Source organism: Lentzea sp. NPDC058436 (assembly GCF_042721515.1).
GTDB lineage: Bacteria > Actinomycetota > Actinomycetes > Mycobacteriales > Pseudonocardiaceae > Lentzea.
In genome coordinates this window covers 487,812-503,282 of the sequence record NZ_JBHXLF010000001.1, presented here as the reverse complement: position 1 = coordinate 503,282, position 15,471 = coordinate 487,812, and the positions used below count along the sequence as shown (strand labels likewise).

The following is a 15,471-nucleotide window of genomic DNA, read 5'->3' as shown; positions in this document are numbered from 1 at the left end:
AAACCCCTGCGTGCCACCGTCGAAACGCTTCGCTGGCCGTATCGACCCGGGGGGTTGCCTCGTGGTGTCCGAGTCCGTCCCCGCCGCCGACCTGCCGCCGTTCCGCGATCCGGCGTTCTCCAGGCGCAAGCGCATCGACGACCTGCTCGGGCGCCTCACGGCCGACGAGCGGATCGCGATGCTGCACCAGTACTCGCCGGCGGTGCCGCGACTGGGCCTCGCCGCGTTCCGCACCGGAACGGAGGCGTTGCACGGCGTCGCGTGGCTCGGCACCGCCACCGTCTTCCCGCAGGCGGTCGGGCTCGGCGCGACCTGGGACCCCGAGCTCGTGCGGCGCGTCGCCGAGGCCACGTCGGTCGAACTGCGGGCGTTCCACCACCACCGCACCCCGGTGAGCGGCACGGGTCCGCACAGCCTGCAGGCGTGGGCGCCGGTCCTGAACCTGCTCCGCGACCCGCGCTGGGGCCGCAACGAGGAGGGCTACTCCGAGGATCCCGTGCTCACCGCGCGGCTCGGCACCGCGTTCTGCCGGGGGCTCGCGGGTGAGCACCCCCGGTTCCTGCGCACGGCCCCGGTGCTCAAGCACTTCCTGGCCTACAACAACGAGGACGACCGCTGCCTCACCTCGTCCGGCCTGCGTCCGCGCGTGCTGCACGAGTACGACCTGGCCGCGTTCCAGCCCGTCGTCGCCTCGGGTGCCGCGACCGGCGTGATGGCCGCCTACAACCTGGTCAACGGCCGCCCGTGCCACGTCAGTCCGCTGCTCGACGTGCTGCGCGGCTGGAGCGACCGGGAGCTGTTCGTGGTGAGCGACGCGGAGGCGCCGTCCAACCTGGTCGATCCCGAGCACTACTTCGACGACCACGCCGAGTCGCACGCGGCCGCGTTGCTCGCGGGCATCGACAGCTTCACCGACCACGGCGAGGACAGTGCCACCCCCGTGGGACGGTTGCGGGAGGCGCTGGAGCGCGGGCTGATCACCGAGGCGGACGTCGACCGCGCGGTGCGACGGCAGCTGGAGATCCGGTTCCGGCTCGGCGAGTTCGATCCCGAGCTCGATCCGCACGCCACAGGTCCGGACGTCGTCGACTGCCCGGAGCACCGCGCGCTCGCTCTGCGCGCCGCCACGGAGTCGATCGTGTTGTTGCGCAACAACGGTCTGCTGCCGTTGCGCACCAAGAAGATCGCGGTGATCGGACAGCTCGCCGACGTGGTGTTCGAGGACTGGTACAGCGGCACGCTGCCGTACCGGGTGACCGTCGCGAGTGGACTGAACGCGGCGGACGTCGTGGACGGGTCGGACCGGATCGTGCTGCGATCGCGCACGACCGGCGAGGTGCTGGGCGGAACCGCGTTCGACGTCGTCGACTGGGGCGAGGGCGTGCTGACGCTGCGATCGGCGGAGACCGGGCGCTATCTGGGCCTCGACGGCACCTCGTTGGTGGCGGACCGGGACGAGATCAAGAGCTGGGAGGTCCGCGAGACGTTCCGCCTCGTGCCCGACGGGGATTCGGTGCTGCTGCAGAACGTTCTCACCGGCCGTTACGCCGTCGGCCTGAACGCCACGACAGAGAGCGCGGAGACCGCCGAGCGTTGGGAGAAGGAGGTCCTCCGCGACGGCACCGCACAGGCGTTGGCAGCGGCGGAGGCCGCGGAAGTCGCGGTGGTCGTGCTGGGCAACCACCCCCTCATCCACGGCCGCGAGACCGAGGACCGCGCGGGCATCGCGTTGCCGGACGCGCAGGAAACGTTGCTGCGCAGGGTTTCCGAGGTCCGCCCGGACACCGTGCTCGTGGTCATGAGCAGCTACCCGTACGCCCTCGACTGGGCCGACCAGAACGTGCCCGCGGTGGTGTGGACTTCACACGGCGGGCAGGAGGTCGGCAGGGCGGTCGCCGCGGTGCTGCTCGGCGAGGCCGACCCGGCGGGACGGCTGCCGCAGACCTGGTACCGCGGTGACGACGTGCTGCCGGACCCGCTCGACTACGACGTGATCAAGGCGGGCTGGACCTACCAGTACCACCGCGCGGCGCCGCTGTACCCGTTCGGGCACGGCCTGTCCTACGCGGACTTCGCGTGGCGCGACCTGATCCTGTCGTCGCACACGATCACGCCGAACACGGCCGTGGACGTCTCGGTGGCGCTGGACAACACGGGCAGGCGTGCGGGTGCGGAGGTCGTCCAGCTCTACGTCCGCGCGCTCGGCACCCGTTACGAGGCACCGCTGCTGCGTCTCGCCGACTTCCGCAAGGTCGTGCTGGAGCCCGGTGAGAGCCGGGTGCTCACCTTCCGCCTGACCGGCGACGAGCTGGCGCACTGGGACGTCGGCACCGGAGCGTTCGTCGTGGATCCCGGGCGGTACGAGGTGCTCGTCGCCCGGTCCGCGCAGGACGTCGTGCTGACCGCCCCGCTCACGGTCGTCGGACCGCCACCGGAACCGCGCACGGGCCGCTTCCTCGCCGTGGACTTCGACGACCACGACGGTGCGGTGATCGTCGACGCGACGCGCACCTCCGGCGACGCGGTCACCACCGCCGATCCTTCCCGCCCCACGACGCTGTGGTTCCGTGCCGTCGACCTGTGCGGCGTGGTGGCGGCCGAGGTCGAGGTGGCCGGTGCCGCGGGCCGGGTGGAGCTGTGGTCCGGCGAGACGCTCCTGGCCGCCGTTCCCGTTGCCGCCACTGGTGACCGCTACGCGTGGGCGACCGAGTCCGCTCCGCTCTCGGCGCGGGCAGACGGCGTCCACGACCTGCGCGTCGTCCTGCACGGCGGCTTCCGGCTCGCCGCGATCCGCTTCACCGCCTGACGTAGAACCGCCCGCACTACGATGATCGCCACCAGGCGACCGGAGGGCGGGCATGATCACGATCAAGGAGGTCGCCCGCCACGCCGGCGTGTCGATGAGCACGGTCTCCTACGTGCTCAGCGGGAAGCGCACCATCTCCGAGGAGACCCGGCGGCGCGTCGAGCGGAGCATCGCCGCTCTCGGCTACCACCCGAACGCCGGCGCGCGGGCGCTCGCGTCGAACCGCTCGCAGGTGCTCGGCCTGATCGTGCCGCTGCACACCGGCCAAAACGTGCCCGTCGTCATGCAGTTCGTCTCGTCCATCGTCGGCGCCGCCCGCGACCGCGACTACGACGTGCTGCTGCTGACCAACGAGGCCGGTCCGGGAGAGGCCCACCGGGTCGTCGCGAGGTCGATGGCGGACGCGATCATCGTCATGGACGTGGAGAGCGCCGACCCGCGCGTCCCGGAGCTGCGTGCCGTGGACGCACCCGTCGTCCTGCTCGGTCTGCCCGACGAGCACGAGGGCCTGAGCTGCGCCGATCTCGACTTCACCTCCGCGGGCAGGCAGATGGTGAGCCACCTGGCGGACCTGGGGCACCGGTCCGTCGCGTTGATCGGCTCCCCGCCCGCCGTGTACGAGCGCGGCACCAGCTACGCCACCCGGCTGCTGGCGGGCTTCCAGGCCGAGACCGCGCGGCGGGGCCTGGCCGCCACGACCCACCCGTGCGACCCCGGCTACGACGCGGTCGCCACCTGCCTCGACGCCGTGCTGCACCCCGGCCACGACGTGACCGGCCTGGTGGTGCACAACGAGGCCGTCCTCGGCCCGCTGCTGCTGGAGCTCCGCCGTCGCCGGCTCGACGTCCCGTCCGGACTGTCGGTCATCGCGCTGTGCCCGGACGACGTCGCGGCGGGCCTGCCGTTCCCGCTCACGTCGATCTCCGTGCCCGCGCGCGAGCTCGGCGCGATCGCCGTCGAGATGGTGCTGACCCGGATCACCCACGACCTCGGGGCGGAGGTCCGCCTTCTCCAGCCCCGGCTCACCGAGCGCGGCAGCACCGGCGTTCCCGGCTGATGTGCACGGCCCCGTCGTCGCGGGTAGCCGGGACCATGAACGAGATCAGCGCGACGGACCTGCTGCTGGACGGGTTCGACCGGATCCGGCAGGCGGTGGCCGAGGTCGTGGACGGCCTGTCCAGCGACCAGCTCGCACATCGGGTCGACGGGTCGGCGAACTCGATCGCCTGGCTCGTCTGGCACCTCACCCGCGTGCAGGACGACCACCTCGCGGACCTCGCGGACACTGCGCAGGCCTGGATCGCCGACGGCTGGGCCGAGCGGTTCGACCTGCCGCTCCCCCACGACGACACCGGGTACGGCCACGACTCCGAGCAGGTCAGCGCGGTGGTCGCCTCGTCAGACCTGCTGCTCGGCTACCACCAGGCCGTGCACGAACGGACCCGGACGTACCTGCGCGACCTGAAGGCCGCGGACCTCTCGACGGTGATCGACGAGGCGTGGGACCCGCCGGTGACGCGGGCGGTGCGGCTGGTCAGCGTCCTGGAGGACGACCTGCAACACGTCGGACAGGCGGCGTTCGTGCGCGGCCTGCTGGAGTAGGGCCGCTCAGGACCGCGGCCGCGCGCCGGGACCGGGTTCCGCGCGGATGTCGCCGATGCTGTCGACGCGGTGGCCCTCGCCGCAGCGGACCTCGGTGCGGACCGGTGCGCCGCACTCGCGGTGCGTCAGCACCACGGTGGGCCCGTCCGGGCTGGGCAGCCAGCGGTCGGCCCAGGTGAGCAGGCTGATGATGGCCGCGGCGAGGTCGCGGCCCTTGTCCGTGAGCCGGTACTCGTGACGGCCGCGGGAGCCTGTGTCGTGGTAGGCGACCCTGGCCAGGACGCCCTGCTCGGTCAGCTCCCGCAGCCGTGCCGACAGCACGCCGCGGGTCATGCCGGTGTGGCGCAGGAAGTCGTCGAAGCGCCGGGTGCCGTAGAACGCCTCCCGCACGATCTGCCCGGCGCTGCGCGGCACGAGCACGTCCAGCGCGCGCTGCGCGGAGTCCGGTTCCAGCCGCCAGGCCTCGCGCTCCCATCGCAGCTCGTGAGCATCGTGGGCGCCGTCGTGCTGCATGTGCGCACTCTGTCACACGGCACCCCACCGGACGTCGTGGCGCTGATCGGCTACCGTGCTGAGTATGGTTGACAGTACTCAGCCGGTGCGGCGGTTCGTGGCGCTGGGCGACAGCGTCACCGAGGGAGTGGGCGATCCTCGCCCGGACGGCAGCCTGCGCGGCTGGGCCGACGTCCTCGCGGGCGAGCTCGACCAGGCCTGGCCGGGCCTGGAGTACGACAACCTCGCCGTGCGGGGATGGCGCACCCAGCACGTGCTGGAGCAGCAGCTGCAACCCGCGCTGCGGCTGAAGCCGGACCTGGTCAGCATCATGATCGGCGCCAACGACGCGTTCGACCGGCAGGGCTTCGACGGCGCCGCGGTCAGCACGGCGCTCACCGCCACCGTCACCGCCCTGCGCGACGGCGGCGCGCGCGTGATGATGGCGACCCTGCCGGACATCACCCGGTTCTGGCCGGGCTCCGCGACCCGGCACCAGGCGACCCGCTCACGCCTGCGGCACGTCAACGACCTGGTGCGCGAGATCGCGGACCGGCACGAGGCGGTCCTGTACGACCTGTGGCACGACGAGCGCACCCACGCGCCCCGCATGTGGTCGATCGACCGCGTCCACCCCGGCACCCACGGTCACGCCGGCATCGCGCACACGTTCGCCGAACTCCTCCTCGGCGAGGCCCGCACGCCGTGGATCGCGACCGGGCCGCCCGTCGGCGCGACGCAGCGGCTGGCCGAGATCCGCTCGCTCTGCACGATCCTGCGCACCGACTTCCGCCGCGGCCTGCCCAGTCAGCTCCCGCGCGGCCCGTGGAACGGCACGGCGCGCCACCTCGGTCAGGGCGAGATCGGCACGCCGAGCTGAGCGCGGATCGCGTCCAGGTCGACCAGGGACCAGACGCGGGCGATCCGGTCGTCCTGGAACCGGTAGAAGACGTGCTCGGCGAACGAGATCCGCTCGGTCGCGGCCGGCAGTCCCCGGAAGGACCGCGGGGTGCAGTCGAACGTGATCCGGCACGCGACGAGATCTCCGCGCACCGCCAGGAGGTCGATCTCGTAGCGGAGGTCCGGTATCTCCGCGGCGTCGCGGCGCAGCAGGTCCTGGAACTCCGCGAGGGTCAGCCGCCGGTCGTTGTGGACGACCGGGTCGTGGACGAACCGGCCGAGGTCCTCGAACCGCCGGTCGTTCAGGCAGTCGAGATAACCGCGGTACCGGGCCTCGACCGTGTTCTCGTCCACGCCCTCAGGCTAGGCGTGCGGCCAGGTCGTCGCCGCGTGGTCTTTCAGCTCCGTTGGCGAGGGTTCACGCAGCGCCGGCGGCCCTCAGCATCGCCAGCTCGGCGTTCAGGTGCTTGAGGACCAGCTGGACCTGGTGCTGGTGGCCCGGACCGGAGTACCGCCGCGGTGTCCCCTCGATCAGCATGATCAGGTAGAGGTAGCTGCGGTACATCGCCAGCCGCAGCCTGGCCTCGCGCGTGAACTCCACCGCGCCGTAGCCGGACAGCAACGCGGGATCCCGTTCGACGTCGTCGAACAGCGCGAGCGACACGAACTCCGCGAGCGGATCCCCCCAGAACGCGCGCTCGCCGTCGATCAGCCCGCTGACCCGCCCGGCGTCGACCATCACGTTGCCGTCCCACAGGTCGAAGTGCACCAGGACGGGCCGGGAGACCTCGTCGAGCAGCGCGGCGTGCGACCGCATGAGCCCGGCGACGTCGTCGGCCGGCAGCGGCACGGCGAACCTCCCGGCGTCGGCCAGCAGGGCGTCCACCATGGACAGGAACCCCTCGCGCCAGGTGCGGGCGAGGCCCAGCTGCGGGTAGCCGAAGCCGGTGCCGGTGACCTGGTGCAGACCGGCGACGACCCGGCCAAGGTCGGTGCGCAGCGCGGATCGTTCGCCGGGTGTGGTCGTGGCACCGCGCGCCGCCAGGTTGCCGCCAGGGATCTCCGTCATCAGCAGGAGGTCCGCCGCGACGGTGGTGCGGCTGAAGTCGGCGTGCACGACCTCCGGTACCACCGCGTGCCCGCCCGCCGCGCGGTAGAAGGCGGTCTCGGTCCTCATGAGGTCGCGCTCGTAGGTGAGGCCCGGCGCGTCCGGGCTCGGCGCGACCTTCAGCAGCAGGCCGGAGCCGTCGGCCAGCCGGATGCGGTAGGCGGTGTTGTAGGTGCCCTCCGTCAGCTCCGCCCAGCCGGTCGCCGTGAGCGGATCAACGCCCGACGCGCCCAGCACCCGGCGCAGGGTGTCGTCGTCCAGCCGGAGCCGGTGCCCGTTGTCCATCGAACTCCCCGGTTCGCGGTGGCGGCCGGGTACCGGGAACCGGTACCCGGCCGGAAGCCGTCACTTCAGCAGGAACGCGTCAACGACGGTCTGGGTGACCGAGTTGCCGTCGGTGTCCCTGGCCGACGCCTTGAGCGACACCGAGGTGGCGCCCTTCGGGTGGCTCAGGACGGTGACCCACCTGCCGTTGTAGCTCAACAGCGGGGCGGTGCGCCACGTCGCTCCCCTGTCGTGCGACACCTGGACGGAAGTCGGCCGTGCTTCGACACCCGTGTTGTGGTTGACCGACAACGGCACGATCGTCGACGACGTGCGGCTCGCGCGGTTGTGGCCGTCCACGGCGGGCGTGAACTTCACGGCCATCAGCGGCAGCGCCTTCGCCGGGCCCTCGGGGACCGTGTCGGACCTGAAGGTCCAGTCGGCGACGATCTTGCTGGTCAGCTGGCGGTCCCTCGTCGCCTCCGTGCGCAGGCGGTAGGTGGCCGGGCCGGAGCCCACCGCGAACAACCCGCTGGCGCTGTTGAGCCTGCCGATCTCCACGCCGTCGCGGTAGAGCGTGGAGGTGCCGGTGTGGGCGGAGAACCCCTCGCGGTTCTGGCCGGAGTCGGCGAACAGCGGGACCTGGAACACCATCGTGTCGGTGGAACGGCTGGCGTAACGGGTCGGCCTGCCGGGGTTCGAGGGCAGGTCGGGGCCGAACACCGCCAGGTTGAACGAGTCGGTCGCGGTCCTCACCTTCGGGAAGCTCGTCGGTGCGCTGGAGAACAGCCGCGACTGGTACTCGCCCGCGGTCGTCACCTCCGTGAAGTCGTTGAACCACGGCGTTTCCGGCGAGTAGAGCTCGTCGAGGACGTACGGCAGCGGTTTGGTGATCATGTTCTCGCGGGTGCCGAGGGTGCCCGGCGCGGTGGCGCCGTGCGTGGTGCGGACCTTGACCAGGTCCTTGTCCCGCAACCGGAGCACGGGATCGGCCGGCATGCGTCCGTTGACGTCACCCCGCACGTTGTAGAGGTACGGGCTGGCGTCGAAGCTGCCGGTGCCGTCCTGCTCGGCAAACCTGCCGCCGACCGAGTAGCGGAACTGGCCGGGTGCCGAGGTCCTCGACGGGCTGACGAGGACGTCGCCGTACTCGGGCGGGCTGATCGTGGTGCGCAGGTGGTCCTTGCCGCCGTAGGAGGTCGACCGGGCGAACTCCACGAACCGCTGGCCCGCCTTGGCTTTGCTCCGGTCGAGGAGGAGACCGGCGGGCTTGCCCTGCCGTGCGTCGACCGTGATCGTGGTGGCTGCGGCGAGGTTCACGTCGGGCTCGATCGCCACGGACAGCCGTCCGTCCGATGTGGACACCTGGGACTCGAAGTAGTAGTGGCCCTTGGGTGCCCTGACCGTCAACGAACCCGATGCGTCGTACGGCACCCGTGCTTCCGGCTTGCTGAGGTCGACCAGCCGGAACGCGTAGTCCGGCGTGGGCTTGCCGTCGGAGCCGAGGACGTTCACCTTGAGGTCGTAGCTCTCCACCTCGCGCGTGACGGTGATGGGCGTGCGGAGATCACCGGCGGTGACCACACCGCTGTAGATGCCGTCCGCGCCGTCGACCTTCGTGTTCGTGGTGACCGTCGCCAGTGCGGACCCGCCGGGAGCGATCGTCAGCGTCGCCGGAGCGACGGTGAACATCCCGGCCGGAGCGGCCTTTCCGTTGGGGTCCTTGACGTCCGCGGCCAGGTTCAGCGTCACGGGTGCCGTGCCGGTGTTGTGGTAGTTCACCGCCGTGGTGATCGGCGTGTCGTTGGTGTGCGGCCACTGCTGGATGCCGTTGCTGATGCTCGCCACGGACGCGTGCACCGTCGTCGTCACCGCCTTGGCGACGTCCACGCGTCCGGCGCCCTGCTCGAACGTTGTCAGCGCCGGGTTCGGCTTCGCGGTGCCCATCAGGGCCGCCTTGAGCTGCGGCGCCTTCCAGTCCGGGTGCTGACCGGCCAGGATCGCGGCGGCGCCCGCCACGTGCGGGGTCGCCATCGACGTGCCGGACAGCGCGACGTGGTCCTGCCCGACCGGCGGTTCCAGCCGGCTGATGAGGCTGTCCTTCGCCAGTGCGGCCACGACGTCCACACCGGGCGCGGTGATGTCCGGCTTGACGGCGTTGTCGCGCAGTCGCGGCCCACGGCTGGAGAAGTCGGCCAGCGCGTCGGCGTGGTCGACCGCGCCGACGGTGAGCGCGGCGTCCGCGGCGGCGGGCGAGCCCGGCGTGCGACCGCTGTTGCCCGAGGCGATCACGAACAGCGCGCCGGTCTGCGCGGTGAGCCGGTTGACGGCCTGCGACAACGGATCGGTGCCGTCACTGGGGGCGTCGCTGCCGAGACTCATGTTGATCACCTGCGCGCCGCTGCTCGCGGCCCACTCCATCCCGGCGATGATCCCGGACTCGGTGCCGCTGCCGGCGTCGTTGAGGACCTTGCCGACGAGCAGCCGCGTGTCCGGCGCGACGCCCCGGTACGTCGGGTGCTCGCCCGTCACGATGGACGCCACGTGCGTGCCGTGGCCGTGCTTGTCGACGGTTCCGCTCGCGCTGCCGGTGAAGTCCCGCGCCTCGATCACCGCGCCGGTGAGGTCGGGGTGGGTGGGCTCGATGCCGGTGTCGAGCACCGCGACCTTGGTGTTCTTGCCGGTGTGGCCGGCCTGCCAGGCGGCCGGCGCGCCGATCTGCGGAACGCTCTTGTCCAGCAACGCGTGCACGGGACCGTCGAGCCAGATCCTGGTGGCGTTGCGCGTGTTCCAGAACCCGGTGTCCTTGGCCGCGACCACGGCCGCGCCGCCGATGCTCGGCAGTTCGCGCACCGTGCGCGCATTGACGCCGCCCGCCTGCGTGACGATCAACGGGATGTCGCCGCGCTCGGCGTCGCCGTAGCCGTCGTCGAGGAGCTGGGTGACGTTGAACAGCCGTGGATCGAGCTGTCCGGACCGGAGCATGCCGAGCGCGTCGAACGGCGTGACGCTGACGTCGCCGTTGACGTCGGTCCGGGTGACGAAGCCGATCTTCTCCCTGCCCTTGGCCGCGCGCACCTGCGCGTGCCCGGATCCGGTGAGCACGACCTGGTCACCGGTGACGAGGGTGATCGTGCGTCCTTGGCCTGCCGGGGATGTACCCAATGCGGCATTCGCCTCTGCGGCCGATCCGACGACACCCGTCGCCGCCGTGTCCGGTGCGGCATTCGCCAGTGTCCCCGGTCCTACCAAACCGGTCGCCGCGATGACGGTGACCACAACGGACCGTCTCAACCTGTGGCTCATAAGCCCCCTCCAGAGATCCCTTGCGCCCACACAGAGATCTACTGGCTCCCAGGGCACTTTCCACCCGTTGCCAGTTACCAGTATTGGTCTAAACCTCTGACTCGTAGAGCGCGGCGATCGCCCTGGCCTGCCGCGCCAGGGCGATGCGTGCCTCCACCGGGGCGAGCACCTCGACACCGGGACCGAAGGCGAGCAGGGTCTCGACGGCCCGCAACGAGCGGAAGCGCAGTTCGACCTGGCTCCAGCCGGGTTTCCCGGCCGCGGCAGGGGTTTCCGGTTCGGCGAGATCCGCCTGGTGCACGCGGAGGAACAGGGCCAGGACGTCGTCCTTCACCAGTGCGGTGACGGCCAGCAGCGAAGGGAGGTCGTCGATGCGGCGGCGCAACGACTCCCACGCGTCGTCGAGCTCCACGCCGTCGCGCCGCTGGACGGGTTCGGCGACGACGACGGCCGACTGGGCGCGGTCGACGCGGTAGAGGTTCAGTTCGCCCCGATGGTCGGCGACCAGGTACCAGACGCCGGCTTTGTTCACCAGGCCGTACGGGTCGACGACGTAGGTGCGCACGCGGTTGTCGCGGCCGTGCCGGTAGCGCAGCCTCAACCGCCAGTCGGCGAACACGGCCCGTTGGAAGACCTCCAGGTCCGACTGCCCGTGCGTCCCCCGCCAGCGGACCGGGTCGATCAGGACGCGCCTGCTGGTCAGGTCGGCGCCGCCCTGGTGCGGGGCGGGCAGGGCGGCCATGACCTTGCGCAGCGCGGAACCCAGGGCGTGGCCGAGACCGAGGTCGGCGTGCGCGGAGCCGGCGAGCACCACGAACAGGGCGCGGGACTCGTCTGCGGTCAGGCCGGTGACGTCCGTCTGGTAGCCGGGCAGCAGGGCGATGCCGCCTTGAGGACCGCGCACCGTGTAGACGGGCACGCCCGCCGTGGACAGGGCCTCGACGTCACGCATGATCGTGCGGACGGAGACCTCCAGCCGCCCGGCCAGGTCGGTGGCGGACAGCTGCCCGTGGGTCTGCAGGAGCAGCAGGATCGAGAGCAGGCGATCGGACCTCATGCTCCGGAATTCTTCTCCACGTACATGACAGAAGATGACATATAAGGGCGGCGACACTCTGGTCACCAGGTCGCGACGAGCGCGACCTAACCAGGAGGGAACCACCAGTCATGACCGGGACCGCGCAGACCATCGCCGACGAGTACGTCCGGGCCTGGACCGGCGGCGACGCCGAGAAGGCGCTGAGCCTCGTGGCCGACGACGTCGTGTGCGAGGCGCCGAGCGGACGGATCGAGGGCATCGAGGGCTACCGGCAGTTCCTCGCGCCGTTCGTGGGCAGGATGCTCAAGGGCGAGGTGATCGACGTGCTCGGTCACGACACGCGCGCCGTGACCGTCTACGCCGTCGACCTGCCGTTCGTGAAGAACCTCCACGGGACCGAGTACCTCACCGTCACCGACGGCAGGATCAGCCACGTGATCAGCGTGTTCGACATGTCGCCCATGCTCAAGGCCCGCGGCTGACCACGGACCTGGTCATCGCGCCCGCGCTGCCGAGGTACGAGGCGGGATCGCAGAGCCGGTCGATCCCGTCCTCGCCGAGGCTCGCCACGACGACCGGGTGCGCCCGGAGCTCCGCGGCCAGGTCGCCGCCGTTGTCGATGACCCGGCCGCACGCGGCGTAGACGAGTTCGTGCGCCTGCTGGCGGCCGAGGACCGGTGCCAGCGCCATCATCACCGCCTCCGCCATCACGAGACCGCCGGTGAGGCCGAGGTTGGCGCGCATCCGGTCCTCGTCCACCCGCAGTCCGGCGATGAGGTGCGCGGCCTGGGCCAGCGAGGAGGAGAGCAGCAGGAACGCTTCGGGGACCACGGCCCACTCGACGTGCCACGGGCCGGTGGCGCGTTCGAAGTCCTGCACCATCGCGTCGAGCATCGCCGACGCCTTGTCCCGCAGGAGTTTGGCGGCGGCGACCACGAGCTCGCTGGAGATCGGGTTGCGCTTCTGCGGCATCGTGGAGCTCGCGCCACGCCCTGGAACGAACGGCTCGGCCAGTTCGCCGAACTCGGTGGAGCAGAGCAGCGCCACGTCGGTTCCGATCTTGCCGACGGAACCGCCGATGGACGCGAGCAGGGTGACGATCTCGACCAGGCCGTCGCGGGCGACGTGCCAGGTGATCTCCGGGTCGCGCAGGCCGAGCTCCGCGGCCAGTTCCGCGCGCACCCGCAGGCCCTCCCGACCCAGCGAGGCCAGGGTGCCGGCGGCGCCGCCGAACTGCACCATCAGGTCTCGTTCCCGAGCTGCCGCAAGGCGATCCGCGTGGCGGTCGAGCGCCGAGAGCCACACGGCCACGCGGTAGCCGAACGTGATCGGCAGGGCGTGCTGCAGGTGGGTGCGGCCGGCGGTGACGGTGTCGGCGTGCGCTGTGGCCAGCTCCCGCAGACGCGCCCGCAGCCGGTCCAGTTCCGCCGCGATCAGGCCCAACCCGTTGGCGCACTGGAGCATCACCGCCGTGTCCATGACGTCCTGCGTGGTGGCCCCCCAGTGCAGGAAGCCTCCCGCGTCACCGCACTGCCCGGCGAGCTGGGTGACGATCGGCAGCACCGGGTAGCCGACGTTCTCGGTGTCACGCCGGAGTCGTTCGCGGTCGAGCCTTGAGGAATCGCAGGACGCCGCGATGACGTCCGCGCTCTCCTGCGGGATCACACCGGCCCGTGCCTGCGCCGCGGCCAGCGCCACCTCGGTGCGCACGATCGAGTCCACAAAGGACTGATCGCTGAACACGTCTCGCATGGCCGGGGTGCCGAACATGTCGCGGAACAGGAACGAGTCGAACACCGTGCTGCCCATCAGGCCCGCCCCGCGTCGATGGCGACGTACTTCTGCTCCAGGTACTCGTTGATGCCGGAGTTGCCGCCCTCGCGACCGACCCCGGACTGCTTCATCCCGCCGAACGGCGCGCTGGGATCGGACACGTAGCCGCGGTTGAGTCCGATCATGCCGGTCTCCAGCCGCTCGACCATGCGCAGCGCCCGGTTCAGGTCCTGGGTGTAGAGGTAGCTCACCAGGCCGAACTCGGTGTCGTTGGCCGCGTGCAGGACCTCGGCCTCGGAGGTGAACGTCCGGATCGCCGCGACAGGGCCGAAGATCTCCTCACGGCTGATCCGCGCGCCGGAGGGAACGCCGGTGAGCACGGTCGGCGGGTAGAAGTAGCCGGGCCCGTCCGGCACGACTCCCCCGGCCCGCAGCTGTGCGCCCGCGGCAACGGTCTCGTCGACCAACGCGGCCACGCGGGACCGCTGGCGTTCGTCGATCATCGGCCCCATGACGGTCACGGCGACCGACTCCATTCGCGCGACGAGCTTCCGCGTGAACTCCCCGGCGACGTCGGCGTGGACGTGGAAGCGGTTGGCCGCGATGCACGCCTCGCCGATGTTGCGGAGCTTGGCGGTCATCGCGCCCTCCACGGCGGCATCGACGTCCGCGTCCTCGCAGACGATGAACGGCGCGTTCCCGCCCAGCTCCATCGACGTGCGCAGGACGGTGCCCGCCGCCTGGGCCATCAGCAACCGTCCGACCGGCGTGGATCCGGTGAAGGACAGCTTGCGCAGCCGCCCGTCCCGCAGCAACGGCTCGGTGATCGCCGCCGCCCGCGTGGTCGGAACGACGTTGAGCACCCCGTCCGGTAGCCCGGCCTCCCGCAGCACCTCCGCCAAGGCGGCCGTGGTCAGCGGGGTCTGCTCGGCGGGCTTGACGATCATCGTGCACCCCGCAGCGACGGCCGGGCCGATCTTGCGCGCCGGCATCGCGAGCGGGGCGTTCCACGGTGTGATCAGCAGGCAGGGACCGACCGGTTGCCGCGTGACCAGCACACGGGCGGTCCCGTCCTCGCTGACCTTCCAGGTGCCGTCGATCCGGACGGCCTCCTCGCCGAACCAGCGCAGGTAGTGCGCGCCGTACTCGACCTCTGCCCTCGCCTCGGCCCGCGACTTGCCCATCTCCAGGGTGATGAGCAGGGCGAACTCGTCGATGCGCTCCATCAGCAGGTCGTGCGCCCTGCGCAGGACCTCCCCGCGGACGCGCGGAGGAACGGCCGCCCAGCGGCGTTGTGCGGCATCGGCGGCGTCGAGGGCCGCGAGAGCGTCGGCCGGTGTCCCGTCCGCCACCTCGCACAGAGCCTCGCCGGTCGCCGGGTTCTCCACGACGAACGTGGCGGCGCCCGGACGCCAGCGCCCCGCGACGAGCAGTCCTTTCGGGACTCGGTCGAGCACGGCGCTCACGTCACTTCCCCTCGGTCAGCGCGGCGATCATCGCTTCGGCCATGGGGGCGCTGGAAGCGGGGTTCTGCCCGGTGAACAGGTTGCGGTCCTGGACGTTGTAGGCCTCGTAGGCGGTCCCGCCGGAGTGCAGCGCGCCCTTGTCCCGCAACGTGCTCGCGAGCAGCCACGGCGCGTTCTCCGCGGTGCCGAACATCTGCTCCTCCTCGTCGGTGAAGGCCGCCATCCTGCGCCCCTCGAACACCCACCTGCCGTCCGCGTCGACGGCGGAGAGCAGTGCCGCCGGTCCGTGGCAGACCGCGCCGATGACCTTCCCGGCGGCGTCGGCCTCGGTGAGCAGTTTGCCGAGGTCGGCGTCCTGGTAGAGGTCCACGACAGGACCGTGGCCGCCGGGCAGCACCACGGCGGCGTAGTCGCCGACGTTGATCTCGTCGAGCTTGAGCAACGGGCCGAACTCGCGCAGCGCGCGCTCGGCGTGCTCGACGTGGTGGGCGCACTCCGGGCCCGCGATCTCCGGGTCGGCGCTGTGCGCGTCCAGCGGCTGGAGCACACCGCCGGGCGAGGCGAAGTCGACGGTGAAGCCCGCCTCGACGAACTTCTCGTGCGGCGCGGCCAGTTCCTCCGCCCAGTAGCCCGTCGGGTAGGCCGAGCCGTCGGTGCGCTCCCAGACGTCGGCGGCGGACATGACGATCAGGATCTTGCTCATGTGCTGACTCCG

General features: G+C 71.5%; 13 protein-coding genes. 5 read left to right on the top strand and 8 right to left on the bottom strand.

Annotated elements, in window-relative coordinates; genetic code table 11:
- Positions 1-64 precede the first annotated feature (64 nt).
- From ACFWN2_RS02185 to ACFWN2_RS02175, 3 genes are read left to right on the top strand one after another with little or no spacing between them, the layout of a single operon-like run.
- Complete coding sequence (locus tag ACFWN2_RS02185; protein WP_382424288.1) at positions 65-2,806, top strand: glycoside hydrolase family 3 C-terminal domain-containing protein; 2,742 nt, start codon at positions 65-67, stop codon at positions 2,804-2,806.
- Between the two features lie 52 nt (positions 2,807-2,858).
- Positions 2,859-3,863 (top strand): LacI family DNA-binding transcriptional regulator, encoded by a 1,005-nt coding sequence (locus ACFWN2_RS02180; RefSeq protein WP_382424287.1) that lies wholly within the window; start codon positions 2,859-2,861, stop codon positions 3,861-3,863.
- A 35-nt stretch (positions 3,864-3,898) separates the two neighbouring features.
- A complete protein-coding gene (locus ACFWN2_RS02175) occupies positions 3,899-4,408 on the top strand; it encodes a DUF664 domain-containing protein (protein ID WP_382424286.1) in 510 nt (169 codons plus the stop codon).
- Between the two features lie 6 nt (positions 4,409-4,414).
- On the opposite strand, the gene ACFWN2_RS02170 is transcribed toward ACFWN2_RS02175, so the two are convergent.
- Complete coding sequence (locus tag ACFWN2_RS02170; protein WP_382424285.1) at positions 4,415-4,921, bottom strand: winged helix-turn-helix transcriptional regulator; 507 nt, start codon at positions 4,919-4,921, stop codon at positions 4,415-4,417.
- A gap of 64 nt (positions 4,922-4,985) precedes the next feature.
- Between ACFWN2_RS02170 and ACFWN2_RS02165 the strand changes: the two genes are divergently transcribed.
- Positions 4,986-5,780: an SGNH/GDSL hydrolase family protein gene (locus tag ACFWN2_RS02165; protein ID WP_382424284.1), complete on the top strand. Its 795-nt coding sequence runs from the start codon at positions 4,986-4,988 to the stop codon at positions 5,778-5,780.
- Here the strand turns inward: ACFWN2_RS02165 and ACFWN2_RS02160 are convergent.
- From ACFWN2_RS02160 to ACFWN2_RS02145, 4 genes are all read right to left on the bottom strand, one after another.
- On the bottom strand, positions 5,753-6,154 hold the full coding sequence (locus ACFWN2_RS02160; RefSeq protein ID WP_382424282.1) for an ester cyclase: 402 nt from the start codon (positions 6,152-6,154) through the stop codon (positions 5,753-5,755). The genes ACFWN2_RS02165 and ACFWN2_RS02160 overlap by 28 nt on opposite strands.
- Before the next feature lie 64 nt (positions 6,155-6,218).
- Positions 6,219-7,193: a phosphotransferase family protein gene (locus ACFWN2_RS02155; protein WP_382424280.1), complete on the bottom strand. Its 975-nt coding sequence runs from the start codon at positions 7,191-7,193 to the stop codon at positions 6,219-6,221.
- A 60-nt stretch (positions 7,194-7,253) separates the two neighbouring features.
- The gene (locus ACFWN2_RS02150) at positions 7,254-10,466 is read right to left on the bottom strand and encodes a S8 family serine peptidase (RefSeq protein ID WP_382424278.1); all 3,213 of its coding nucleotides are present in this window, start codon (positions 10,464-10,466) and stop codon (positions 7,254-7,256) included.
- A gap of 100 nt (positions 10,467-10,566) precedes the next feature.
- On the bottom strand, positions 10,567-11,535 hold the full coding sequence (locus ACFWN2_RS02145; protein WP_382424276.1) for a helix-turn-helix transcriptional regulator: 969 nt from the start codon (positions 11,533-11,535) through the stop codon (positions 10,567-10,569).
- A gap of 110 nt (positions 11,536-11,645) precedes the next feature.
- On the opposite strand from ACFWN2_RS02145, the gene ACFWN2_RS02140 reads away from it, so the two are divergent.
- Positions 11,646-11,999, top strand: a complete 354-nt coding sequence (locus ACFWN2_RS02140) for a nuclear transport factor 2 family protein (RefSeq protein WP_382424274.1) — start codon at positions 11,646-11,648, stop codon at positions 11,997-11,999.
- Here the strand turns inward: ACFWN2_RS02140 and pcaB are convergent.
- The 3 genes from pcaB to ACFWN2_RS02125 are packed head-to-tail and all read right to left on the bottom strand — an operon-like array spanning position 11,983 to position 15,459.
- Entirely contained in the window at positions 11,983-13,326 is a 1,344-nt protein-coding gene (gene pcaB, locus ACFWN2_RS02135) for a 3-carboxy-cis,cis-muconate cycloisomerase (RefSeq protein ID WP_382424272.1), read from the bottom strand. The two genes, ACFWN2_RS02140 and pcaB, sit on opposite strands and share 17 nt — an antisense overlap.
- A complete protein-coding gene (locus ACFWN2_RS02130) occupies positions 13,326-14,756 on the bottom strand; it encodes an NAD-dependent succinate-semialdehyde dehydrogenase (protein WP_382424271.1) in 1,431 nt (476 codons plus the stop codon). Before ACFWN2_RS02130 ends, pcaB begins: the two co-directional genes overlap by 1 nt.
- A 1-nt stretch (position 14,757) precedes the next feature.
- Positions 14,758-15,459 carry a type 1 glutamine amidotransferase domain-containing protein gene (locus tag ACFWN2_RS02125; RefSeq protein WP_382424270.1) on the bottom strand — a complete coding sequence of 234 codons (702 nt, stop codon included), beginning with the start codon at positions 15,457-15,459 and terminating at the stop codon, positions 14,758-14,760.
- Positions 15,460-15,471 lie beyond the last annotated feature (12 nt).